Raw genomic sequence first — 22,554 nt, 5'->3', positions numbered from 1 at the left:
GCCCTAGAGCAGCTGCCAGATCAGCCGCAGTGCCAGCAAGGTCGAGGTGACGACCAGCAGCGGCTTGATGACCTTGGCGCCGATTCGCATGGCCAGCCGCGCGCCAAGCATCGCGCCGGCGATCTGCGCCACAGCCATGATGGCGCCAAGCAGCCACAGTGGTTTGCCCACCACGGCAAAGGCGATCAGCCCGCCAAGGTTCGAGGCAAAGTTCAACAGTTTGGTATGTGCCGTTGCTTTGAGGATGCCGTAACCCGCCAGCATGACAAAGCCGAGCATGAAGAACGATCCGGTCCCCGGTCCAAGCAGCCCGTCATAAAAGGCGATGACCGGCACCACCGTTGCCGTGAACAGCGCCGGAGAGATGCGGCGAACGCGATCTGTATCATCCAGCCCCGGCTTTAGCGCGAAAAAGGCAGCAATGCCGATCAGCACCACCGGAAGGCCATAGCGCAGCGCCTGCGTCGGAATCCAGGTCACCAAAAGCGCGCCGATCAGACCGCCCAGAAAGGCGACCGCCGCCGCTCTGATCTGATGGCGCAGATCGACAAGTCCACGCCGCGCATAAGAGATCGCCGCCGTTGCCGCCCCGAACACGCCCTGCACCTTGTTCGTGGCCAGCGCCTGCGCAGGAGGCAGGCCCGCAAGCAGCAGCGCAGGCACGGTGATCAGCCCGCCCCCGCCAGCGATGGCATCGACGAAACCAGCCGCAAAGGCGGCTCCGGCCAAAAGCAGAACGAGATCAAGGGAAAGGTCCAGCAGCATTCCGCCGCTTTGGGCTTAACCGCGGGAAATGTAAAGCGGGCGCGATCAGGGACGGCAGGGCTCAGGCGCGGGGATGGGCGGCGCGATAGACGGCCAGCATATGGGCATCATCCACACCGGTATAAACCTGCGTGGTGGACAGGCTTGCATGGCCCAAAAGCTCTTGGATCGTGCGCAGATCGCCGCCGGCTGCCAGCAGATGTGTGGCGAATGAATGGCGCAGCGCATGGGGTGTGGCCGTCGGCGGCAGGCCAAGCACCTGACGCGCCTGACGCATCACTCCGGCGACCAGTGTCTGGCTAAGCCGTCCGCCGCGCGCACCGCGAAACAGCGGGCCGTCGGCCTCCAGCGGGTAGGGGCAGAGGCGCAGATAATCGGCAATCGCGTCGCGTGCGGTGGGCAGGACCGGCACCTGCCGCTCTTTGCCACCCTTGCCGCGTATGGTCAGGGCTTCGCGCAGCGGCCAATCGTTGCCGTTCAGCCCCAGCGCCTCGGATATCCGCAGCCCGCAGCCCCACAGCAGCGTCAGCACCGCGACGTCGCGGGCCGAGATCCATGCCTCGGGGTGGGTGTCGGCGGTGATGTCCAACAGCGCCTCGGCCTGTTCGGGGGCAAGGGGGCGGGGCAGGGACCGAGTGTACTTTGGTCCGCGTGACGCCAGCGCCTTTGACGCATCGAAACCGTGGCGGTCCGACATCCAGCGGATAAAGCTGCGCGTCGCCGACAGCCGCCGGGCCAGCGACCGCGCCGAAAGCCCGCGCCCACGTTCGGCGGCGGCAAAGGCGCGCATATCGGTCTGGGTCAGCCCCGCCAGGGTTGCGGGCAAGGCGGGCGCGCCGTGATAGCTGCCCAGAAAGGCCAGGAACGCCAAAAGGTCGCCCTGATAGGCGCGGATCGTGTGGTCCGAGCGGCCCCGGGTCGCGCGCTCGCTATCCAGCCAGCGCGCAAGCGCATCGGCCATGACCGGGGCCAGAGCAAGGGGCTCCGGCGCGCCGTTCATTTCCTCAACCACGAAATCAGGACCAGCCGGAATACCTGCCCGAAAAAGCGCAGCAGATCGGTGCCCTGAGCAGGCGTGAACCGTCCCGCCTCGGCCGAGCCCATCAGCAAAAGCGCCGGGAACCGCCCGATACCAAGGTCGATCGGCAACAGCGCCTCGGACCGGATCGGCGCGCGGGCAGGGCCGTGAAAGGGCAGGGTCGCATCAGCGACGCTGCGCAGCACGATATCATCCCCGCGTGGCATCCGCCGCCCGCCCGAGATCAGCTGCGCCACCGTGCCCGCAGGGGCGATCAACAGGGGGCCGCTGCCCTCGGGTTCGGGAATGGTACCGCCCGATTCCATGATCAGGCGCAGCGTCTCGACCCGCAGGATCGGTGCGACCGCCATGTCGAGATTTTCCAGAAACTCCTGAAAATCCGTCGGCTCAAGCAATGACAGCACAGCGCGGTGAACGGTGTTCATCCCCGACTGGTTGTCATAGGCGGCAGAGATCACCGATTCATGCGCCGCCTCCAGCCGGTCCAGCCGCGACTCAAGCGCCTGCATGGCCCGGCCCCTGATGTCGACGACATTATCGCCCAGCTCGGCCTCGCGCGCGCCGATCAGCGCGCGCATCAGGTCACGATCGGACAGGATCAGCTCGGGCTGGGCAAGCAGCCGGGCGCGTGTCTCTTCGGTCAGTCCGGTCGCAGAGGCCCCGATGGTCATCAGACGATCTTTTGTCCGGTCTTGGCCCAGTCAGCGTTGAACTGTTCCAGCCCCTTGTCGGTCAGGATGTGATTCGCCATCGCCTTGATGACGGCGGGCGGGGCGGTGATCACGTCGGCGCCGATACGGGCGGCATCGGTGATGTGGTTCACAGTGCGGATCGACGCGGCAAGGATCTCGGTCTGGAAGTCGTAATTGTCATAGATCTCGCGGATCTGGGCGATCAGGTCCAGGCCGTCAAAGTTGTTGTCGTCCAGACGGCCGATGAAGGGGCTGATGAAGGTCGCGCCGGCCTTGGCGGCCAGAATCGCCTGCGCGGGCGAGAAGCACAGCGTCACGTTGACCTTGTGACCGGCCGAGGACAGCGCCTTGCAAGCCTTGAGCCCGTCCCAGGTCAGCGGCACCTTGACGGTGATATTCGGCGCGATCTTGGCCAGATGCTCGCCCTCGCGGATCATGTCTTCGGCTTTTTGGGCGACGACTTCGGCGCTGACGGGGCCTTCGACGATGTCGCAGATCTCCTTGGTGACTTCCAGGATATTGCGGCCCGACTTCAGGATCAGCGACGGGTTGGTGGTGACGCCATCCACCATGCCCAGATCGTTCAGTTCGCGGATGGCGGCGACATCGGCGGTATCGACAAAGAATTTCATGTGGAGGAGCCCTTCTTGCGGTTTTGCCGTGGGTTTAGCGCATAACAGTCCCCGCGTGAAGTCCGGCGCGCGACTTGCGGGCCGGGGCGCTGCCGTGTCACTAGTGACGCGCATCCGGCCGCATGGTCTGGGTCAGATTCCGTCCGCCATCGCTGCAGGAGAACACCCGTGGAAGTCTTTCAGCCCAATCTTGCCGATCTGTTGCCGTTCCTGCCCGCCGGGCCGCTGCTGCTGGCGAACTGGCCGCTTCTTCTGATGTTTGTCTGACCGTCGATCTCGGTGTGATGTCTCAGCCGCTTTTCTACCCTCATGGCGCGCGGATCGCGGTGCTGACGCAAGAGGTGGTCGGCGTGCTCGACTATCTTGCGCCCGAGGGGGGCGTGCGGCTGGGACAGCTGGTCATCGTGCCGTTGGGGCCGCGCCGGGTGATGGGCGCCGTCTGGGGGCCGGGTGTCGGCGATTTCGACGCAGCACGGCTGCGACCTGTCGCGCGGCTGATCGACGCCCCGCCGCTGGGGCCGGGGATGATCGAGTTCCTGACGCGCATGGCGGAATACACGCTGACGCCGTTGCCCCTTGCGCTGCGGATGGCGACGCGGGCACCCGATCTGGACCAGCCGCCGTCGGCGCGGCGCATCATCCATCGTGCCGGACCCGAGCCTGAGCGTATGACAGACGCCCGCGCCGCCGTCCTGCGGGTGATCGAGGATCACGGCGGGGCAGGCTTTGCCCCCTCTGAGCTGGCGCAGCTTGCCGGGGTCAGCTCTTCGGTCGTCCAGGGGCTGGTCAAAGCCGGGACGCTGGCCGAGGTGCTGGCCCCGCGCGACACCCCCTATCCCCGACTTGACCCTGATTTGCCGGGCAAGCCTCTGGCCCCCGATCAGGCCGAGGCTGCCGAAAGCCTGCGCGCGACGCTGAAGGCGCGCGGCTATGGCACGACGCTTTTGCGCGGCGTTACCGGTTCGGGCAAAACCGAGGTCTATCTTGAGGCGGTGGCCGAATGTCTGCGTCAGGGCCGGCAGGCGCTGGTGCTGCTGCCCGAGATCGCGCTTTCGGCCGAATTTCTTGACCGTGTCGAGGCACGTTTCGGTGCCCGGCCCGGGGAATGGCATTCCGGCATCACCCGGGGTGAACGGCGTCGGCTATGGACCATGGCCGCGACGCATCATGTCGGGCTGGTGGTCGGCGCCCGCTCGGCCCTGTTCCTGCCCTTTGCCGATCTGGGCCTGATCGTCGTCGATGAAGAGCACGACCCGAGCTATAAGCAAGAGGATACGGTCTATTACAGCGCCCGCGACATGGCCGTGCTGCGCGCCAGCATCGAGGCGGCGCAGGTGGTGCTGGCCTCGGCCACGCCCTCGGTCGAAAGCTGGGTGAACGCGGGGCTGGGGAAATACCGCCGCCTTGATCTGCGCGCCCGCTACGGCAGCGCCGAACTGCCCGAGATGGCCGCAATCGACCTGCGCCAGCAGGAGATGGACAAGGGCCGCTGGATCAGCCCGCGCCTTGCGGCCGAGATCCGCGCCCGGCACGAACGGGGTGAGCAATCGCTGCTGTTTCTGAACCGGCGCGGTTACGCCCCTATCACCGCCTGCCGTGCCTGCGGCCAGCAGATTGGCTGCGACCATTGCGATGCGCGCATGGTCGAGCATCGCTTTCAGAACCGGCTTGTCTGTCACCAATGCGGAGCCACCAAACCCATTCCGACCGCCTGTCCCAGTTGCGGGGTCGAGGGCAAGATGACCGCAATCGGCCCGGGCGTCGAACGGCTGGCCGAAGAGGTGGCCGAGCGTTTTCCCGAGGCGCGGGCGACAGTCCTGTCCTCGGACCTGTTCCACTCGGCCCGGGCGCTGAAAGAGGCGATTGCCGATATCGGCTCAGGCGGCACGGATATCATTATCGGCACCCAGATTGTCGCCAAGGGCCACAACTTTCCCCGGCTGACGCTGGTGGGCGTGATCGACGCGGATCTTGGACTGCAAGGTGCGGATCTGCGCGCGGCCGAGCGGTCGTTCCAGCTGATGCGTCAGGTTGCTGGCAGGGCGGGGCGTGAGGGCGGCGATGCGCGCGGGCTGGCGCTGTTACAGACCTATCAGCCTGACCACCCTGTCATTCGCGCGATCCTGTCGGGCGAGGATGAGACATTCTGGGACGCCGAGGCAGCGGCGCGGCAGGGGGCGGGTATGCCGCCCTTTGGCCGGTTGGCGGGGATTATCCTGTCCCATCCCGATCAGCCCGTGGTCGAGGATTACGCCCGCGAGCTGGCCCGCCGGACAGAGCCCCTGCGCGCGGTCGGTGCTGAGCTTTTTGGTCCCGCGCCTGCGCCGATCGCGCGGGTGCGCGGGCGCTACCGGGTGCGCATGCTGATCCGTGCCCCGCGTCAGGCGCCGGTGCAGGGCGCTATTGCGCAGTGGCTGAACAGCGCACCAAAGGCGCCGACAAACCTGCGGCTGTCGGTGGATATCGACCCGCAAAGCTTTTTGTGATGGAATCACTGGTCCAAGCAATCAGAACCGGACGCCGTGCCCTTATGGGATACAAAACAAAAACGAAAAGGCTGTGAGGGCCCGCCCGTTGCAAGCAACGTTGCGTGCCGTTCAACAGGCAGGACAGTCAGGAATCCTTGATCAGCTTTTCCTGCCAAAAATCTTCAGAGGTATAGGTGTCGTATTTTCCCTGCCAATCAGCGCGGAGCTTTGCATAGCTTGACCGCACCTTCAGGCTGTTGCGGATCATTCGTACGCTTTCACGCCAAAAAGCCTTTCTGTCGCGCTGCACGGTGTAGTTTTTCGTTCTCTGCGTGTTCAGAAAAGTGATTTCCTTTGCGCCATACATCTCGCGGAAGTTGTCACGATTTGCGGCTGACATGACCAAACGGCTGCCCAGCGTATTGGCAAAAGGCAGAAGGTGTCCGTTGAGTGTCAGCAACAGCAATGCACGAAGTGGGCGCGAGCAGCGGCCGTTCCGTGGTTGCGGGGGGATCTCGACAGATTTCCACGCTTCGGATTTAGTCATCTCCTGCAACACTTTTCGGCGTTGGGTCATGTCCGCGTTATCCGAAAAGAACTGCGGCCCCTTCAACACGTCCTCGATCGCAAGATTGACGGCAGCCAGGCTTTCATAATGGAACCGCACGATTGTACGCAGGTAAAAGCTGAAAAACATGCGCTGCAATTTGAACCAGCTGACATGCTTTGAAGGCAGGCTCAGGTGGTGGGCCAGATGACTGCGCATGTCGAGATACCAGGTCATCGGTGATGCCTTGTCGGTAAAGCCTTCCTGAATGGAAGCGACACCCGGCAGGGTGACGATCCTAAAATCATTGGCAAGCGCAAAGCTGACGTCATCCCCCCGTACGAAGAAGGGGAATGGCATGTGCGTCGCCTGATCGACGGGGAAGGCAAAGAACCACCAGCCCGCGTAGAACCCGCGTGGAGCAGGAAACGTGGTTTCAAACTCCATCTTGAAAACGTCGCCTGTAGATCTGGCATCAAGACCAAAATATTGCGGTTTGCAGCCCCGATCAAAGATCGCGCCGTTTTCCCATATCTGCCAGCGGTGATCGGCATTGATCATTGCGCCCGCAACTGCGGTCCGTGGGTCGGTACTATAGGCGAGGAACCACCAGGTCCGGGTGATTGCCTCCATATGGATCGAGGCATCATCGTCCATGAACAAGCAGTGGGTGGCACCTGCCTTGCGAGCCTCAAGCAAGCCGCGGGCAAACCCACCGGCGCCGCCCAGATTCTCGTTCGGGATGACCGTAATGCCCGCAACCGAGCTTTCCGGGATCGAGCGGCCGTTATCGACGATATTCATCCGGATATGGTCGCGCAGCTCCGAGGCTTCGCGGAAACGGGCAAAGCGTTCGATGGTCGAGGTTACCGCCTCTTCGCGCCGGAAGGTGGTAACAGAGAGCATCAGCTCGGGATACTGGCGCGGCGGGGCCGAGGTGGTCCAGGCAAAGTCCTGCAATTCCCCATCACCAAGCGCAACCAGTTCGAAAAACAGAACGATGCAAGGATCATCAAACCCCGTCAGGTCAAGCGGCAGTGACAGGCTGCCGTTGATGGAAACTGCCTCGCTGTAGAGCTGATTCCACGACTTGTCCTGCGCCGCCAGCCAGACGGTCAGCTGGAATTGACCTTTGCCCAGCAGCCATAGCGAGATGGGTAGATCTCCGCACAGAGCACGCCATTTGCCAAGGTTGAAGAGGTTGTAATAGCAGTCGGTGGACGCCCTTCCTCCGGGAGCAAAGTGGATGCCACCCTGTTTCAGCGAAATACCTGCAGGACCGGACAGGTGCACATAGGTAGGCACTTCCGTAGATATTCCATGCTCAGGCCAGATTGCGGACTGAATCGGATACTGTCCTTTGCTCAGGCTGGGACGTCCCAACGCCTCTTTCGGCATGCTGTTCATTGGCGAAGCTCTTTCCACAGTTGCTCTCCGGGGCCCACAGTCAGGCCTTTTCGTGCGATGCCAGTACTTCCTGGACCGGTATGCGCTTCGAACGCGGCGTCAGGACTGCCGGGTCGTAATGCCCAACGGCGACGAAGGAGATAAAGACTTCGTTCTCAGGGATGTTCAGAATGTTCCGGATCGCTTTTTCCCGCTCGGCGTTCATGGCGGTGTTAAGGCTGCAGCCCCCCAGACCCATCTGTTCGAGCCCAAGCAACAGCAGCATCATAAAGAGGCCGCCATCGATAAAGGCCTGGTTCCTTTCAACCGCGCCGACAAAGGCTGACAGATCGCTTGTGATAAGCAGCAGCTTTGGCGGGGTTTTGTAGCCCCGGAAGCCGCCTTGCAGCTCAAGCGCGGCCTTGATGGCATCGGGGTTGGTGAACTGATGGACCCGGACCGGTTGGCGGTTACAGACTGATGGCGCCTGCTGCGCAATCCGAATGGCGCGCTCGATATCCTCGTTGCGGACAGGATCCGATGTGAATTCACGGACGCTGCGCCGCGAAAAGACGACATCTACAAAACTGCGATTCTGGAACCTGTCGACCTCGGCTTCTCGGGTCAGATGGGCGGCCTGGACCCCGCCGGTACCTTTGTCCGCTTTCTGAATCGCCTCCTGGACAGGCGCGTGGAACAGCTTCCAGAAGTGAGATACGTCAAAGCCGATCTCACGATGCCGCTCGAAATAGTTGTGCATGACCGATGCAGCGATCTGGAAGAAGGAATCTTTTGGATCACGGCCCGCTTTGATCCACTTATTCATCTCTTCGGCCAGCGGCAGCATGTAGTCCTTGCCAAAGCCGGGGCGGAAGCTTTCGGACCGGCTCAGCCCCTTTTCAAAACCGTGGCTATAGAACATCAGCAGGGAACGCGCATTCTCGACATTGCGGGAGATGCGGTGCTGTGCATAGAAGTTGATAAAGCGGTTGATATCGTGTTCGCCCAGCTCTCGCACGACCGTTGCCGCGTCCTTCTTGCGTTTGGACGGTGCGACAGGCGCCGCATTCGGCACAACAGCCTCTTTGGGGATCGAGCGCAGAGATATCCCGGTAATATCGGCTCCGGCATTTACGCCGATGAAATGAACTGCCCCGAACATGATCTGAGAAAAGCCTGAGGTAGGCACGACGAAGCTCAGTTTGTCGGTGCGCGGCACGTTCGTTTTCTTTTTTGGTGCTACGGCACCAATAACGCGGAACTTTCCGGTTTGCGGGTTGCGGATGTGAACATTGACGAGGTCGGATGCTGTGCGCACTGTCCAGTCAATCGTCAGTTCATATGCGGAATCTTCCTTCAGCGGCTCGGGCAGGTCGGTCCATACCAGATTGCCCCGGACTGGAGATACAGCCTTCAACTGCGTGGCCTGACCAGTGTGGGTAACTGTCCATGCGTCGCTATTGGCGGTGAATTGCGGCGCCCTCAGGCTGAACTTCTGCTTGCTCATCTGGAACTTGATAAGTTCGGCAGATTTTCTCAGCGCCCGCTCCAGCTTGCCATTGCGCAGGCGTGCACCCAGGGACGGAGAAAGTTTCTTTTTCTCTACTGCGGCAATCGTGTTCCGGATCGGCGTCTTAAGTGCCGATTTCAGCCACAGCTTCGATTCTTTGACATGTGCGTCAAGAGCTGCGTGAATGGGAGTATAGTCGAGCGGAGCCAGGAAATCGGCGCTTCTGGTCAGGATGTCGTTTGCATCCAGCGTGAAACGTTCCTTATGGCCCACAATTCCAAACAGTGAATGGAAACGAGCCACACCGCGACGCTTGTTGCCAATCGAGGCAAAGGGTTTACCAAACTTCAGTGCGAAGGCCGTGCCGTGGAACGAGTCGGTCAGAACATACGAGCTGTTGGCATAAAGTTTGAGGAAATCGTAGGTGTCGATGCCCTCCTCGACCGCGCCCTCGATACCCATGCTCTGCTTGTTTTTTTCAAACAGGTGCGGCCATGCGTCAAGAATGATCCTGATTTTCAGGTTCTTTTCTTTTGCAACATGCTCGATCGCCGCCTTTTTCTCAGGCGTCGGGTCCAGAATATAAGCCAGCAGATAGGGCCCTGACACATCTCGTGTCGATTGGGCCGCCAGATCAAGATAGCGCTGGGTATCAAGCAGGAAGATCGGCTCGGCCACCTGCTTGGCCGGCACCTGATAGATGTCGCGTGCGATTTTTACGCCGGAATCTTCGCGGACCGAGATCGCGTGGAAGCGGCGCATCAACTCGGAGATGACGGGGACTTCATCAGGCGGCGAGAAATCTTTTGAGTGGCCAAAGGACGCCGCATAAGAGATCCGGCGTTTGGAATCCTCGGTAAAGTCCAGATAAAAGGCTTTGCCGAAATGCTGCGAGATCCCGTAGTTCCAGACCTGATCCGAACCGATTACAAAAGTATTGGCGATCCGGTTAAGTTCATGAACGGTCGTCTGACTGTAAATTTTGCTGAGATTATAATGCTTTCTTGCGAACTTGATCGCATGTGTATTCTGAATCTCTGGGTCATCCGCGCTGGCGCCGATCTTTGACACCATAAGGACCTTGTTTCCAAACGACTGAACCGTTTGATAAAGGCTGTAATAGGTTAGAACCGAGCCGTAGTTAGCTCCGACGCCGACCCCGATAATAGCTACGTCGTATTTTTCGTTGGCCTGATTGTCCATTTCAGTACGTCCTCATTCTCGTGGCCGGATATCGCGCACACCTTGGCGCAGTCCGTGTTTTCGTTCTTGGCTTAAGATTCAGCGTTGAAAGTGTTGTGCTGTTTCAAAATCTCACCAGCGTCTGAGCGGAATGGGGGCGATTCCACGTAGCGTATCAGAGATTTCCGGCTCGTTACTTTCCGATCTGTCTCGGCCAGTTCAGGGGGGCGGTATGCTATGCCATCATCTTCATGATTTGATTGCCGGGCGTGGCCATTGTGGTTCTTGCAAATGATGGCGCTAACGAAAACCTGAGCATTGGTTTCCTGGTGGGTTGGATGCTTACTGGCGATGATGGCGTTTAGGGTTTCTGGCGGCTGTTTTCTTAGGGTTCTGCGATCGGTCTGATAGCGGATATCTGTACAATCGCTTTTCCGGGGAACGATACTATCCATGCTGATCATGATGCCGATCTGGCCGTATTTCTGCTGTTCAAAGCTCTTTTTCCGGCTTGTCTGTCGCAAAGAACTATGTAACGTATCAGCATCAGTTTTATGCGACCCTGTGCGCAAGCTACGTGTGCGCGGCAAGAACCCCGAATATTCAATACTGGCTGGGCAGAACCTCTCAGAACCAGTTGCGTTGCGCTGAATACCATCAACGCCACCGTCCGGCAATCCGTGTTGTGACGCCATGCGCCGGATGCCGCTTTTCCTGGCGCCAGATGCTGTTGTCCGTCTTGTTCCGGCTCGTTACTGAGCCAAGGCGGGATGATTGGTTTGGCAAATTTGTGCGTTCGGAGCGTTGCGCCCTGCGCCTTGAGCCAGATACGAAACCGCCCGGAGGTGACAGGCCTCCGGGCGGTTCTTGTTCTGGCGATCCGGGACCCACGGTCCCGGCTATGATCAGGCCCGCAGGTCGAAGCGGTCGGCGTTCATCACCTTGACCCAGGCGGCGACGAAGTCGTTTACGAACTTCTCGGCGTTGTCGTCCTGGGCATAGACCTCGGCGTAGGAACGCAGGATCGAGTTCGAGCCAAAGACCAGGTCAAGCCGCGTTGCGGTCCATTTCACCGCGCCGGTCTTGCGGTCGCGGATCTCATAGGTCCCGTTATCGGCCGGTACCCAGGTGTTCGCCATATCGGTGAGGTTGGCGAAGAAGTCATTCGTCAACGCCCCCTCGCGGCTGGTGAACACGCCGTGCCTGGTGCCGCCGTGGTTAGTGCCCAGAACCCGCATACCGCCGACCAGCACCACCATCTCGGGCGCGGTCAGACCCAAAAGCTGGGTGCGGTCCAGCATCAGCTCTTCGGGGCTGACCGAATAGTCGGCCTTGAGCCAGTTGCGATAGCCGTCGTGGATCGGCTCAAGCACCGCAAAGGATTCGACATCCGTCATCTCTTGCGTGGCGTCGCCACGGCCGGGGGCAAAGGGGACCTCGATATCGAAACCGGCGGCCTTGGCGGCCTGTTCGATCCCGACATTGCCGGCCAGGACGATGGTGTCGGCGACACTGGCGCCGAACTCGGCTGCCAGAGGCTCAAGCACCGACAGGACCTTTTGCAGGCGCCCGGGCTCGTTGCCGATCCAGTCCTTTTGCGGGGCAAGGCGGATACGGGCACCGTTGGCCCCGCCGCGCATGTCCGAGCCACGATAGGTCCGGGCGCTGTCCCATGCGGTCGAGACCAGTTCTGCCACGCTCAGCCCGCTGGCGGCGATGCGTGCCTTGAGACCGGCGACGTCGTAGTTGCTGGTCCCGGCGGGGATCGGGTCTTGCCAGATCAGATCCTCGGACGGCACATCGGGGCCGATATAGCGGCTGCGCGGGCCCATATCGCGGTGGGTCAGCTTGAACCATGCGCGGGCAAAAGCATCGCTGAAGGCCTCAAAGTCGTTCATGAAGCGCAACGAGATTTCGCGATAGATCGGATCGACCTTCAGCGCCATATCGGCGTCGGTCATCATCGGCATTACCCGGATCGAGGGGTCCTCGACGTCCACGGGCTTGTCCTCTTCGGCGATCGAGATCGGCACCCATTGCGAGGCACCCGCAGGGCTGTGCGTCAGTGTCCATTCATGGTTGAACAGCATCCGGAAGAAGCCGTTGTCCCATTCGGTCGGCTTGGTCGTCCACGCACCTTCAAGGCCGGAAACAACGGTATTGCGCCCCACGCCGCGGCCTTTGGTGTTGATCCAGCCAAGGCCCTGAAACTCGGGCGATGCGGCCTCGGGGTCGGCGCTCAGATCAGCGGCGCTGCCATTGCCGTGGCATTTGCCGACGGTGTGGCCGCCCGCAGTCAGCGCCACGGTTTCCTCGTCGTTCATGCCCATGCGGGCAAAGGTTTCGCGCATCTGGTTCGCGGTCGCCTGCGGGTCCGATTTGCCGTTCACCCCTTCGGGGTTGACGTAAATCAGGCCCATCTGCACAGCGGCCAGCGGGTTCGACAGCGTCTCGGCCTTGCTCACATCGTCATAGCGGCCGTCGCTGGGGGCAAGCCATTCCTTTTCGTCACCCCAATAGGTGTCCTTTTCGGGGTGCCAGATGTCCTCACGCCCAAAGGCAAAGCCATAGGTCCTAAGGCCGGCGGCCTCATAGGCGACGGTGCCGGCAAGCACGATCAGGTCGGCCCAGGAAATCTTGTTGCCGTATTTCTTTTTAATCGGCCACAGCAGGCGGCGGCCCTTGTCGGTGTTGACGTTGTCAGGCCACGAGTTCAGCGGCGCGAAACGCTGGTTGCCGGTATTGGCGCCGCCCCGGCCGTCGCCGACGCGATAGGATCCGGCGGCGTGCCAGGCGGTACGGACGAACATGCCGACATAGCTGCCCCAGTCGGCCGGCCACCAGTCCTGGCTGGTATTGATCAGTGCACGCAGATCAGCCTTCAGCGCCTCGACGTCCAGCGTCTTGACCGCTTCGCGGTAGTTGAACCCCCTGAGCGGGTTGGTCTTGCTGTCGTGCTGATGCAGGATGTCCAGGTTCAGCGCGTTCGGCCACCAGTCCATGACCGAAGTGCCGAGCGCGGTATTCGCGCCGTGCATCACCGGGCATTTTCCCGAACTGGCGATATTGTTCCCGTCCATGTTGGCTCTCCTTTTGCTGGGCTGCGTCGCTGGGCGAGGCAGCGTGACCGGATGCGGATTGCGCCCATTCAGGGGACCGCAACGGATGGCTCCGATAACTCTTAGCAGTCTGCTGAGACTTGTATAGCGGGAGAGTTAAATTATTGGAATTTATTAATTTTGATATTCAAGATAATCAATGGTTATTATCCGGGCGGGATTCAGGGCCCTGCGCCTTGTCCATCAGACCGCGGATCCAGCGCCCTGCGGCATAGGCGACGGGCATACCCAGCACCGCCGCCGCTGCCATCGCGCGGGCGGGCGGCAGTACAGGCAGGCCAGTCCAGCTTGCCAGCAACGACAGCATGAAAAGGTTGATCCAGACCGCCGCCGCCGCGAATGGGTAAAACAGCAGCGCCAGTTTCCATGCCGGCCAGCCGTCAGTGACTGGTACCGTCCTCGAATGTGATCTTGTTCCAGACATTGTATTTCCCCGAAGGCTTGCGCATCGGCAGCCGTTTCACCTCTTGCAGCGTTTTCGCGTCATAGACGACGACCGCGCCCTCATCCTCCCACAGCGAGACCAGCACATGGCTGCCGTCGCGGGTGAATTCGCTATGGGCGAAGGTCCGGCCGGGAAAGGGGGCCAGTGTCCTGACGATTTCCAGCGTTTCTTTGTCGATGACATGCATCTGATCCTTGTGCGGGCCAAAGAACACATCCGCCCAGACATAGGGGCTGGAGGCATGACCGCGCAGGAAAAAGCCCGGACCCGCGGTCTTTATCTGCCCGACAAGGCTCCAGTCCTGCATGTCGATGACCGAGATGACGCCCTCGCCCAGATGAGGGGTCGCCATGACCCGGCGGCCGTCGCGCTGCCATGTGATGCCCGAGCCAAGATGCGGCATGCCCGGCAGAGGCAGTTCCGCAACCTTGTGCCCGTCGTCGAGGTCGATCACCACGCCCTTGTCGCCGTCGCGGTTGGCGCCGATCAGCTGGCGGTAGTCCGGCGAAAAGAAGAAGTCGTCCAGCGGCTCATTGATCGGGATGCGGCGGATTGCCAGGTCGGTGGTCCCGACCTCCCAGATTTCGGGCGCATCCTTCAGCGCCAGAACAAAGCTGTGGCGCTGCGGGGCCTGATAGACGGCGCTGACCCGGCTGGGCCTGTCCTTGACCCGCGTTTCAATCAGGCCGACGGGGTTCAGGTCCGCATCAAGAATGGTCAGGCTTTCCGGCAGATAGTTCGCCACCGCAATACGCTGACCGTCCGGACTGATCGCAATGTTGCGGCTGTTCAGGGCGGCGCGGATGCGGCCGACCTCGGACAGCGACCAGATATCGTATTTCTGCACCCAGCCATCGCGCGACATGATGTACACAAAACGCCCGTCAGGGCTGAACTTTGGCCCGCCATGGACGGCAAAGGGGGTGGCAAAACGGTCCAGCACCTCGAAACTGTCGCCATCAAGCACGCTGACATGATGGTCCCCGGTTTCGACGACCAGCGTGATATTCAGCGGATCGGCGGCGAAAACCGGACTGTCGGCGGGCTGGTAATCGGGGTTCATCTCGCGGCTGTCGGCGATCCGGGCAGCGTCCCAGTCCGGGCGATGGCCAAGTGGGGCGGTCACATATTCGACCAGCGCCGCGATCGCCTGGGGCGAGAGACGGTCGGAAAAGCCCTCCATCTGGGTCGAAACGCGACCCTGAGCGATCACCTGATCAATGCCCCGCACCCGACCCAGCGTTTCGGGGATCAGCGCGGGGCCGGTGCCGCCCAGCCGGTCCTCGCCATGGCAGGCGGCGCAATGTTCGGCATAGTCTGCGGCGGCATCGGCCTGTGCTGCCGCAGATGCAAGCATGGTCAGTGGCAGGGCAGCCAGCAGACTAGAAAAAACGATGGGCCGGATCATGGCTTTTTCCCCGGAAAGGTGTCACGGCAAGACGGTCAAGATCGGCACCCTCTGCGCCAATCTCGGCTGCGGAAAGATAACAGGCCGGATCCTCGGCCCATGGATCGCCGGTCAGTTGCAGCGCGCGGATGCGGGTGTTGCCGCCACAGACCGCCTGATAGGCGCAGGCGCCGCAGCGGCCCTTTAACGGGCGCGGACGGGTTCGCAGTGTTGCCAGCATGGGATCGTCGCCGGTCCAGATTTCTGAAAAGGGCCGCTCTTTGACCGAACCCAGCGTGTAATCCGACCAATAGGTATCAGGGTGGACCTTGCCCTGCGGGTCGATATTGCCGACGCCAAGACCCGAGGAATTGCCCCCCCATGCCTCAAGATGCTTGCGCAGGTGGGCGATGGTCTGGGCCGGAAAGCGGGTCTCGGCCCAACGCAGGAAATAGACGGCGTCGGTGTCGTTATTGCCGGTTACGATCTCCAGCGGCTCGCCCTTCTCGGCCGCCTTCCATGCGCGGTCGATCAGCAGGTCCATCGCGTGGCGGGTGCGGGTATGGGCGGTGTCCTCGCCCCGGTGCTTGTCTCCGCGTCCGGCATAGACCAGATGCGACAGGTAGAACTTGTCCACGCCCTCATCCCGGCACAGGTCCAGCATGGCGGGCAGGTGATGGGCGTTGCTCTCGGTGATGGTAAAACGCAGGCCGACCTTGATCCCCTGTGCCTTACAGGCCCGCACCCCGGCAAGCGCCTGATCAAAGGCGCCCTCGACGCCGCGGAACCAGTCGTTCACGGTCCCGATTCCGTCAAGCGAGATACCGACATAGTCAAAGCGCAGATCGGCCAGCCGCGCGACATTTCCGGCGTCGATCCTTGTGCCATTGGTCGAAAGAGCAAGGTGGCGAAAGTCCAGCCGCCGCGCCTCTTTGGCCAGTTCCCAAAAGTCAAAGCGCGCCATCGGCTCGCCCCCGGACAGGATCAGGGCCGGGACACGAAAATCCGACAGATCGCGCAGGACCAAGATCGCCTCGTCATGCGTCAGCTCGCCGGGAAAGGGCCGGTCGGCCGAAACTGTATAGCAATGGCGGCATTTGAGGTTGCAGCTGCGCGTCAGGTTCCAGATCACCACCGGACGGACCGTGCCCGGCCGTGTCCGGCGACGCGGGGGTGAGGGGGACACAAGCTCGCGCATATATTCGGTCAGGCGGAACATGGTTTACCTTTCTTGGCCGTCCCGAAGACGCAGGCCGGTTTTCTTCAGAATGCGGGTGGAGTAAAGGATGTCGTCGGCCAGACAGGCGGGGCCGAGCAGGGCGCGGATCCGGGTGCGCTTGTCCTCGACCTCGGTGCGGTTTTTCCCGTGCAGCATGGCAAAAAGGTTGTAGCGCCAGACCGGTGCACGCGGGCGCAGATAGCAATGGCTGACGAAATCAAGCGCTCCGATCATTTCGCCTAAGGTTCCGGCCACTTTATCCTCGACGTCCCAGACGCTCATGCCGTTCGCGGTCATCCCCAGCGCGTAATGATTGGGGGCCAGGGCGATGCGGCGGATCACCCCGCGCGCTTGCAGTTGGGAAAGCCGGTCGATGACCTGCGCCTCGGTCAAGCCCAGATCGGCGGCTATGCAGGCATAGGGAGCCTGAACCAGAGGCAGCCCGGCCTGAGTAGCCGCGATCAGGCGGCGGTCGGTATCGTCCAGCCTTGTCATGCCGTCACCCGAAAGCCGATGAAAAATTCGCGCAGCTTTGGGAACTGCCATACGGTCAACCCGGTCTCGGCCTCGATCCTGTGGGCGGTCCTGGCGATGCCTTCGGGTGTAGGGGTGGCAAGCACGAACCACATGTTCAGTGCATGGTCGCGGGCGTAGTTATGGGCGACCTCGGCGTGGGCGTTCACCAGCGCGGCGATGCGGTCGAAATCCGGCTCCGGCACCGAAAGCGCACAAAGGCAGAATGCCCCGCCCATCGCCTCTGCATCGAAAAACGGGCCAAAGCGGGTAATCGCACCGATCTCGCGCAGCCGTTGCAGCCGTGTAATCAGCTGGGCGCCGGTCAGCCCCAGCGTCGCGCCTGCGTCGTCAAAGGGGCGGGGCGTCAGGGGAAAACCCTCTTGCAGCGTGTTGAGAATGGCGCGGTCAGCCGTGTCCAATGCCTCGGGTGGCAGGCTGTGGCGTCGAAGGTTCTTCATGCGGCGATCCCGGTGATGGTGGCCCCGCGCTGGCGAAAGCAACGGGTCGAGAACAGGATGCGATGCGGGACATTCGTCAGTGCGGGCAGGGCGCGGGCTTGGGCCAGCACCTCCATCGCCTCGGCACGGGAACGCGCGTGTATCATGCAAAAGAGCGGCCAGCTCCAGCGTCCCGGCACCGATTGCCGCTGATAGCACAGCGTAACGCCCGGCACCCCCGCCAAAGCGGTGCCTGCGGCCTCGACCGCGGTGTCGGGCAGGCGCCAGACGACCATGGCATTCTGCGTCCAGCCAAGGGCGCGGTGCTTGACGATCACGCCGACCCGGGTCAGCAGGCGCGCTTCGGCCAGGGCGCGGATGCGCGAGATGATCTCGGCCTCGCTGCGATGCAGGGCCTGCCCCAGCGCGACGAAGGGGCGCGGTATCAGCGCCAGACCCGAGGACAGCGCCTGCATCAGCGGCTTGTCGCGTGGGCGCAGCGCCTCCAGATCGGCAGGCCGGTCCAGCGCCATCGCCCGGCGCGCGCCGGTCAGGGGGAAGCCAAGGTCGATGTTGAAGGCGCGCACCAGCGGCAGGGACAGGACGGAAAGGCCGGTCGCGGTCTCGATCCGCGCAAGGCTCGCCGCCAGCGCCTCGGCATCCGGGGCGGTGGCGACGAACCACAGGTTCCAGTCGTCCTCGCGAAGGTATGAATGGTTGACGCCGGGCTCTGTCCCGACCATTGCCGCGACCTCTTCAATCCGCCGCGCGGGTACTTGCAGCGCGGCCAGCGTCGAGGCGGCGGCGGTGTTCGGCCGGCAGGTGGCGCCTACGCGCGAGACGATACCTTCGGCCTGCAGGCGGGTGAGGCGTGCGATCACCCCGGCCTCGCTTGTGTCGAGCCGGCGGGCCATGGCGGCAAAGGGACGGGGCACCAGCGGCAGGTCGCGCTGAAAGCCGTCGAGCATGCGCAGATCCAGATCTTCCATGTCAAAGCCCCGTCCTGTGTGCGCGGTCGGTAAAGAAGATCCCCGAAGGCGCACGAGCCTCGATTTCGCCCAGAACCTCGCGGCTGCGGGTGTCGCGGATTTCGACCCGGTTCTCGTCGCGGACCGACAGCCAGACCTCACGCCCGCGCGGGGCGAACTCCATGTGCAGCACACCCTTGCCGGGGGTCAGGGTATCCAGAACCTCATGGGTCAGGGTGTTGACGACCTGCAGCTTGTCATTGTCCGGCGGGGCGAAATTCACCCAGACCTCGCGCCTGTCGGGGCGGGCAAGTGCAAAGACCGGCTGACCGGCAAGTTCGGTGCGGGCAATCTCGGTCAGGTTGTCGGCATCAACCCATAGCAGCTGGTGCAGCCCGACGGCGGGCAGGGCAAAGACGCCATCGGCCAGCGTCCAGCCCTGAAGATGCGGCATCTTGTAGACCGGCATATCGGGCTGGTCGCGGCCGTAATCGGGCAGAAAGCGTGTAACCTCGGGCGGATCCTGCCACAGGTCGATCTGCGTCAGCCCCTTTTCGCCGAAAAGCCCGACGATATAGCGCCGCCCGTCGCTGGTCAGCAGCGCGTCATAGGGGTTGGCGCCGATACCCTTGAGCCGGGTGATTCCGGGCTGTGCCGGGCTGTGCGAGTGGTCGATGATCCAGACTTCGCCCGTGTCCCAGGTGGCAACGATAAAGCGCGAACCGGGTGCGTCCGCGATGCCCACGGTTTTCGACCCCATCGGCACATCGGCAACCAGTTCCAGCGTTTCGGCGTCAAAGACCCGCACGCCCCCCGGTTCGTAATTCGCCACAGCGATCAGCTGCCCATCGTCCGAGATGGCGCCCCCGATCGAATTGCCGGCCTGCACCACGCGCCGGACCACCTGACGGGTCAGGATATCGACCTTGGTCAACCCGCCGTCGCGGCCAAAGACATAGGCGAAACGTTCGTCCGGGGAATAGACGAGGCTGGCATGGGACAGATCGCCAAGCCCCTCGATCCGGCCAAGTGCGGCGCGTTCGCTGCGGTCCACCACCAGCAGCGAGCCTGTTTCACGCTCGACGATCAGCCCCAGATCGCCAGTGCCGCGTAGCTCATCGGCCTGGGCCGGGGTGATGGTAAGCATGAGGGCGGCAAGAACAGCCTTAAGCATCATTCCGTCTCCGTCTTCATCAGGTAATCGGCGATCCAGCGCGCCTCATCCTCGGTCAGCAGGGGGCGCCAGCCGGGCATCGCGGTGCCGGGCAGGCCGTCCAGGATGACCTCGGCCAGATCTCCGGGTTCGCGCTCTGCCAGTGCCTCGGGTGTGATAGGGCGGCCAAGGCCGCCGGTACGGCGCAGCCCGTGGCACGAGCCGCAATCCTGCCGCACCAGATGGCGCAATTCGTCCTGCCGCGTAGCATCGGGCGGGGCTGCCATTGCCGCCCCGGCCAGAAGCATGGGCATGAGCGCCAGCCTAGCCATGCGCCACCAGCCGCCATTCCGGACGGTAGGATTCATGGGGCAGGTCGCAGTCATCCGCCATGGCTGCGACATGGCCGATGATGAACAGGACCGGGGTGGGCAGCGGCTTGCGTGCCAGTGCCGCAGCGATATCCTGCAATGTCGCAAGCAGCCGCTTTTCCTGCGGGGTGCTGGCTTGCGAAACGGCAAGCACCGGCAGGTCGGAGGGCATGCCGTGGCGGATCAGTTCCCGCGCTATCTCGGCCACGTTCGCCGCGCCCATATAGACGGCAAGCGTGGTCTGCGGATCGGCAAGAGACGCCCAGTCCAGATCCAGCGCCGCATCCCGTGCCCGGTGGCCGGTGACATGGCGCAGCCCGGTCGCAAGTCCGCGATGTGTCAGCGGAAACCGGGCCGAGGCCGCCGCACCCTGTGCCGCGGTGATGCCGGGTATATAGTCGCAGGGGATGCCCGCGCGGGTCACGGCCTCAAACTCTTCGCCACCACGGCCAAAGATCGTCGGATCTCCGCCCTTGAGCCGCGCCACGGTCAGGCCCGAGCGTGCCAGCTCGACAAGCAGGGCGTTGATCTGTTCTTGCGGAACAGGGTGAAACCCTGCCGCCTTGCCCACGGGGATGCGGCGGACATGGGCCGGAACGCAGGCCATCACCTCGGCCGAGACCAGCCGGTCATGGACCACCACGTCCGCCTGCTGCAAAAGCCGCAGTGCCCGCAGTGTCAGCAGCTCGGGATCGCCCGGGCCCGCACCGATCAGATCGACGCGGCCCATGCCCGTCTTGCCCTGTTGCGGCCTGTCCAGCGCCGCGCCGTTCAGGCCGCAACGCGCGGCCCCATTCGTCACCGTCTTGCCGGCCATGTCCGAACCCCATTGAAATGCTGCCGGGGCAGGGGCGCGAACGCCCCTGCCTGTGGTTGCAACCGTGCTGATCAATAGGTGTCGGTCATGGTGTTATAGACGTTGAACTTGCCGGTCGGGGTTATCAGCCGCTTGTCCTTGATGACGTGCTTAAGCTCCAGCGTCTGGTCGTCCACGACGACAAGCGCCGATTCCTGGTCCTTGCTGTTCCAGACGCTGAACCAGATTTCGGTACCGTCCTTGTTGAACTCACCCTGAACGACGCGAGGCTGGCCCTCGGTGATGCCCGCCCATTCGGCGATGGGCAGCGTCGTGAATTCGGGGTCCGAGCCGTCGCCCGTCAGCGCCTTGGTGTCAAACACCGCGACCGAGCCCGAGATTTCGGCCTCGGGGTTCAGCGGCGCGTCTACATAAAGGTGCTGCGATTTCGGATGCGTCTTGATGAACAGTGACCCGCCCCCCAACGCCGGGAAGCTGTCGAGGATCTTCCACGCGTTGTCGGGATGGCCCTCGGGATCGGTGCCGATCAGCGCCACCGAATCGTCGCCCATATGCGAGGTCGCCCAGACTGGGCCAAAGGTCGGGTGGACAAAGTTCGCGCCACGCCCCGGGTGCGGGGTCTGGCCGCCGGTATCCTCGATCGAGACGAGCTTGCCTTCCTTGGTGTCGATCACCACCAGCTTGTTGCGGGCATTGGCGGCGGTGATGAAGTAACGGTGCGAGCCGTCCAACCCACCGTCATGCAGGAAACGTTCGGCCTCGATCTCGGTGGTCTTGAGGTTCCTGAGGTCGGTGTAATCGACCAGCAGGATCTTGCCCGTTTCCTTGACGTTAACGATGAACTCGGGCCGGTAATGGCTGGCCAGGATCGCGGCAACGCGCGGCTCGGGGTGGTATTCCTGCTCGTCATAGATCATGCCGCGCGTGGACTGAATCTTCATCGGCTCCAGCGTTTCGCCGTCCATGATGACATATTGCGGCGGCCAGTAGGCCCCGGCGATGGCGTATTTGTCCTCCCAGCCCTCCATCTTCGAGGTCTCGATCGAGCGCGCTTCCGACCCGATCTTGATCTCGGCCACGGTGGTCGGTTCTTTCATCCACAGGTCGATCATGTTGACCTTGCCGTCGCGGCCGATGACGAACAGATAACGGCCCGAGGCGGACATGCGGCTGATATGGACCGCATAGCCGGTGTCGAGTATCGACTTGATCTCATAGCTTGCGCCGTCGATCAGCGCGATCTGGCCTGCGTCCCGCAGTGTGACGCTAAAGAGGTTCTCAAGATCCCAGTCGTTTTCCTGCTTGGTCGGGCGCTGTTCCGGGGGAACGTGGACTTTCCAGGTTTCGCGCATCTCTTTCATGCCGAATTCCGGCGGAGCAGCGGGGTCCAGCAGCAGGTAATTCGCCATCAGGTCGACCTGTTCGGGCGAAAGCTGGCCCGAGGTGCCCCAGTTCGGCATCCCCGCCGGGGAGCCATAGGTGATAAAGCTTTGCAGATAGTCAAAGCCCAGCTCACGCGTCAGGTCGGGGGTCAGCGCCTTGCCGGTCGCGCCCTTGCGCAGCACGCCGTGGCAGCCGGCGCAGCGTTCGAAATAGATCTTGTTGGCCTCGTTATACTGCGCCTCGCTCAACGCCGGGATGCCCTCGGGCGCGCCGGGGGCGGCTACCTCTTGCTGTGCGAGATTGTCGAGCGAGGGCTCGTAGCGGTTGTCTGTCTTGGTCTTGTGATCCTCAAGTGCGGCGGCAGGGTCTTTGGCCGGCGGGGCCTGCTCTTGCGCAGAGACCGCAAGCGGCCCAAGGACAAGGGCCAGGGCTGCCGAGGCCATCAGGCCGGGTCTGGCGAAGAAAGTCCTTTGTCTCATCTGGCTTTCCTATTTGCTGGCGCGCGTTCACGCTGTTCC

19 protein-coding genes are annotated in these 22,554 nt (G+C 62.5%); 1 reads left to right on the top strand and 18 read right to left on the bottom strand.

Annotation, left to right across the window (positions count from 1 at the left end; all coding sequences use genetic code 11):
* Positions 1 to 3: 3 nt before the first annotated feature.
* The 4 genes from M511_RS03590 to fsa all read right to left on the bottom strand — a co-directional run bounded on the left by M511_RS03590 (position 4) and on the right by fsa (position 3,128).
* Complete coding sequence (locus M511_RS03590) at positions 4 to 762, bottom strand: TSUP family transporter (protein ID WP_085501409.1); 759 nt, start codon at positions 760 to 762, stop codon at positions 4 to 6.
* A gap of 64 nt (positions 763 to 826) precedes the next feature.
* Positions 827 to 1,765 (bottom strand): tyrosine recombinase XerC, encoded by a 939-nt coding sequence (locus tag M511_RS03585; RefSeq protein WP_010393335.1) that lies wholly within the window; start codon positions 1,763 to 1,765, stop codon positions 827 to 829.
* Complete coding sequence (locus tag M511_RS03580; RefSeq protein ID WP_010393333.1) at positions 1,762 to 2,475, bottom strand: DUF484 family protein; 714 nt, start codon at positions 2,473 to 2,475, stop codon at positions 1,762 to 1,764. Before M511_RS03580 ends, M511_RS03585 begins: the two co-directional genes overlap by 4 nt.
* On the bottom strand, positions 2,475 to 3,128 hold the full coding sequence (gene fsa, locus M511_RS03575) for a fructose-6-phosphate aldolase (protein WP_010393331.1): 654 nt from the start codon (positions 3,126 to 3,128) through the stop codon (positions 2,475 to 2,477). Before fsa ends, M511_RS03580 begins: the two co-directional genes overlap by 1 nt.
* A 284-nt stretch (positions 3,129 to 3,412) precedes the next feature.
* On the opposite strand from fsa, the gene M511_RS03570 reads away from it, so the two are divergent.
* On the top strand, positions 3,413 to 5,614 hold the full coding sequence (locus M511_RS03570) for a primosomal protein N' (protein ID WP_010393326.1): 2,202 nt from the start codon (positions 3,413 to 3,415) through the stop codon (positions 5,612 to 5,614).
* Positions 5,615 to 5,741: 127 nt separating this feature from the next.
* Here M511_RS03570 and M511_RS03565 read toward each other — a convergent pair whose 3' ends face one another.
* From M511_RS03565 to M511_RS03500, 14 genes are all read right to left on the bottom strand, one after another.
* Positions 5,742 to 7,550, bottom strand: coding sequence for a glycosyltransferase family 2 protein (locus tag M511_RS03565; protein ID WP_010393325.1), 1,809 nt, complete (start codon positions 7,548 to 7,550; stop codon positions 5,742 to 5,744).
* Positions 7,551 to 7,590: 40 nt separating this feature from the next.
* Positions 7,591 to 10,242, bottom strand: coding sequence for a polysaccharide pyruvyl transferase family protein (locus M511_RS03560; RefSeq protein ID WP_085501379.1), 2,652 nt, complete (start codon positions 10,240 to 10,242; stop codon positions 7,591 to 7,593).
* A 71-nt stretch (positions 10,243 to 10,313) separates the two neighbouring features.
* Entirely contained in the window at positions 10,314 to 10,916 is a 603-nt protein-coding gene (locus tag M511_RS03555; RefSeq protein ID WP_138918279.1) for a hypothetical protein, read from the bottom strand.
* Between the two features lie 210 nt (positions 10,917 to 11,126).
* Positions 11,127 to 13,301: a catalase/peroxidase HPI gene (katG, locus tag M511_RS03550; RefSeq protein WP_010393319.1), complete on the bottom strand. Its 2,175-nt coding sequence runs from the start codon at positions 13,299 to 13,301 to the stop codon at positions 11,127 to 11,129.
* A gap of 175 nt (positions 13,302 to 13,476) precedes the next feature.
* Positions 13,477 to 13,764, bottom strand: a complete 288-nt coding sequence (locus M511_RS03545; RefSeq protein WP_085501378.1) for a hypothetical protein — start codon at positions 13,762 to 13,764, stop codon at positions 13,477 to 13,479.
* Positions 13,721 to 15,193, bottom strand: a complete 1,473-nt coding sequence (locus tag M511_RS03540) for a nitrite reductase (RefSeq protein ID WP_085501377.1) — start codon at positions 15,191 to 15,193, stop codon at positions 13,721 to 13,723. The genes M511_RS03545 and M511_RS03540 overlap by 44 nt, the downstream gene beginning before the upstream one ends.
* A complete protein-coding gene (nirJ, locus tag M511_RS03535; protein ID WP_085501376.1) occupies positions 15,168 to 16,391 on the bottom strand; it encodes a heme d1 biosynthesis radical SAM protein NirJ in 1,224 nt (407 codons plus the stop codon). The genes M511_RS03540 and nirJ overlap by 26 nt, the downstream gene beginning before the upstream one ends.
* Before the next feature lie 3 nt (positions 16,392 to 16,394).
* Entirely contained in the window at positions 16,395 to 16,886 is a 492-nt protein-coding gene (gene ahbB / locus M511_RS03530; protein WP_085501375.1) for a siroheme decarboxylase subunit beta, read from the bottom strand.
* Positions 16,883 to 17,365: an Lrp/AsnC family transcriptional regulator gene (locus M511_RS03525; RefSeq protein WP_085501374.1), complete on the bottom strand. Its 483-nt coding sequence runs from the start codon at positions 17,363 to 17,365 to the stop codon at positions 16,883 to 16,885. The genes ahbB (M511_RS03530) and M511_RS03525 overlap by 4 nt, the downstream gene beginning before the upstream one ends.
* Positions 17,362 to 18,333: a siroheme decarboxylase subunit beta gene (ahbB, locus tag M511_RS03520; protein WP_085501373.1), complete on the bottom strand. Its 972-nt coding sequence runs from the start codon at positions 18,331 to 18,333 to the stop codon at positions 17,362 to 17,364. The genes M511_RS03525 and ahbB (M511_RS03520) overlap by 4 nt, the downstream gene beginning before the upstream one ends.
* Before the next feature lies 1 nt (position 18,334).
* Entirely contained in the window at positions 18,335 to 19,489 is a 1,155-nt protein-coding gene (locus tag M511_RS03515; RefSeq protein WP_085501372.1) for a cytochrome D1 domain-containing protein, read from the bottom strand.
* Entirely contained in the window at positions 19,486 to 19,797 is a 312-nt protein-coding gene (locus M511_RS03510) for a c-type cytochrome (RefSeq protein WP_085501371.1), read from the bottom strand. The genes M511_RS03515 and M511_RS03510 overlap by 4 nt, the downstream gene beginning before the upstream one ends.
* Positions 19,790 to 20,653, bottom strand: a complete 864-nt coding sequence (gene cobA, locus M511_RS03505) for a uroporphyrinogen-III C-methyltransferase (protein WP_085501370.1) — start codon at positions 20,651 to 20,653, stop codon at positions 19,790 to 19,792. The genes M511_RS03510 and cobA overlap by 8 nt, the downstream gene beginning before the upstream one ends.
* 71 nt (positions 20,654 to 20,724) lie before the next feature.
* Positions 20,725 to 22,515 carry a nitrite reductase gene (locus M511_RS03500; RefSeq protein ID WP_085501369.1) on the bottom strand — a complete coding sequence of 597 codons (1,791 nt, stop codon included), beginning with the start codon at positions 22,513 to 22,515 and terminating at the stop codon, positions 20,725 to 20,727.
* Positions 22,516 to 22,554: the final 39 nt, after the last annotated feature.

Source organism: Paracoccus sp. J56, from assembly GCF_019633685.1.
Classification (GTDB): domain Bacteria; phylum Pseudomonadota; class Alphaproteobacteria; order Rhodobacterales; family Rhodobacteraceae; genus Paracoccus; species Paracoccus kondratievae.
Note: the sequence above shows the minus strand (reverse complement) of the source record. Positions and strands in the feature narration are given on the sequence as shown.

What these genes read in the sequence shown, in the direction of transcription:
- M511_RS03585 (WP_010393335.1), bottom strand. Translation starts at nt 1,765, where the DNA reads ATGAACGGCGCGCCGGAGCCCCTTGCTCTGGCCCCGGTCATGGCCGAT.
- M511_RS03580 (WP_010393333.1), bottom strand. Translation starts at nt 2,475, where the DNA reads ATGACCATCGGGGCCTCTGCGACCGGACTGACCGAAGAGACACGCGCC.
- fsa (WP_010393331.1), bottom strand. Translation starts at nt 3,128, where the DNA reads ATGAAATTCTTTGTCGATACCGCCGATGTCGCCGCCATCCGCGAACTG.
- M511_RS03570 (WP_010393326.1), top strand. Translation starts at nt 3,413, where the DNA reads ATGTCTCAGCCGCTTTTCTACCCTCATGGCGCGCGGATCGCGGTGCTG.
- M511_RS03565 (WP_010393325.1), bottom strand. Translation starts at nt 7,550, where the DNA reads ATGAACAGCATGCCGAAAGAGGCGTTGGGACGTCCCAGCCTGAGCAAA.
- M511_RS03560 (WP_085501379.1), bottom strand. Translation starts at nt 10,242, where the DNA reads ATGGACAATCAGGCCAACGAAAAATACGACGTAGCTATTATCGGGGTC.
- M511_RS03555 (WP_138918279.1), bottom strand. Translation starts at nt 10,916, where the DNA reads ATGGCGTCACAACACGGATTGCCGGACGGTGGCGTTGATGGTATTCAG.
- katG (WP_010393319.1), bottom strand. Translation starts at nt 13,301, where the DNA reads ATGGACGGGAACAATATCGCCAGTTCGGGAAAATGCCCGGTGATGCAC.
- M511_RS03545 (WP_085501378.1), bottom strand. Translation starts at nt 13,764, where the DNA reads ATGTCTGGAACAAGATCACATTCGAGGACGGTACCAGTCACTGACGGC.
- M511_RS03540 (WP_085501377.1), bottom strand. Translation starts at nt 15,193, where the DNA reads ATGATCCGGCCCATCGTTTTTTCTAGTCTGCTGGCTGCCCTGCCACTG.
- nirJ (WP_085501376.1), bottom strand. Translation starts at nt 16,391, where the DNA reads ATGTTCCGCCTGACCGAATATATGCGCGAGCTTGTGTCCCCCTCACCC.
- ahbB (WP_085501375.1), bottom strand. Translation starts at nt 16,886, where the DNA reads ATGACAAGGCTGGACGATACCGACCGCCGCCTGATCGCGGCTACTCAG.
- M511_RS03525 (WP_085501374.1), bottom strand. Translation starts at nt 17,365, where the DNA reads ATGAAGAACCTTCGACGCCACAGCCTGCCACCCGAGGCATTGGACACG.
- ahbB (WP_085501373.1), bottom strand. Translation starts at nt 18,333, where the DNA reads ATGGAAGATCTGGATCTGCGCATGCTCGACGGCTTTCAGCGCGACCTG.
- M511_RS03515 (WP_085501372.1), bottom strand. Translation starts at nt 19,489, where the DNA reads ATGATGCTTAAGGCTGTTCTTGCCGCCCTCATGCTTACCATCACCCCG.
- M511_RS03510 (WP_085501371.1), bottom strand. Translation starts at nt 19,797, where the DNA reads ATGGCTAGGCTGGCGCTCATGCCCATGCTTCTGGCCGGGGCGGCAATG.
- cobA (WP_085501370.1), bottom strand. Translation starts at nt 20,653, where the DNA reads ATGGCCGGCAAGACGGTGACGAATGGGGCCGCGCGTTGCGGCCTGAAC.
- M511_RS03500 (WP_085501369.1), bottom strand. Translation starts at nt 22,515, where the DNA reads ATGAGACAAAGGACTTTCTTCGCCAGACCCGGCCTGATGGCCTCGGCA.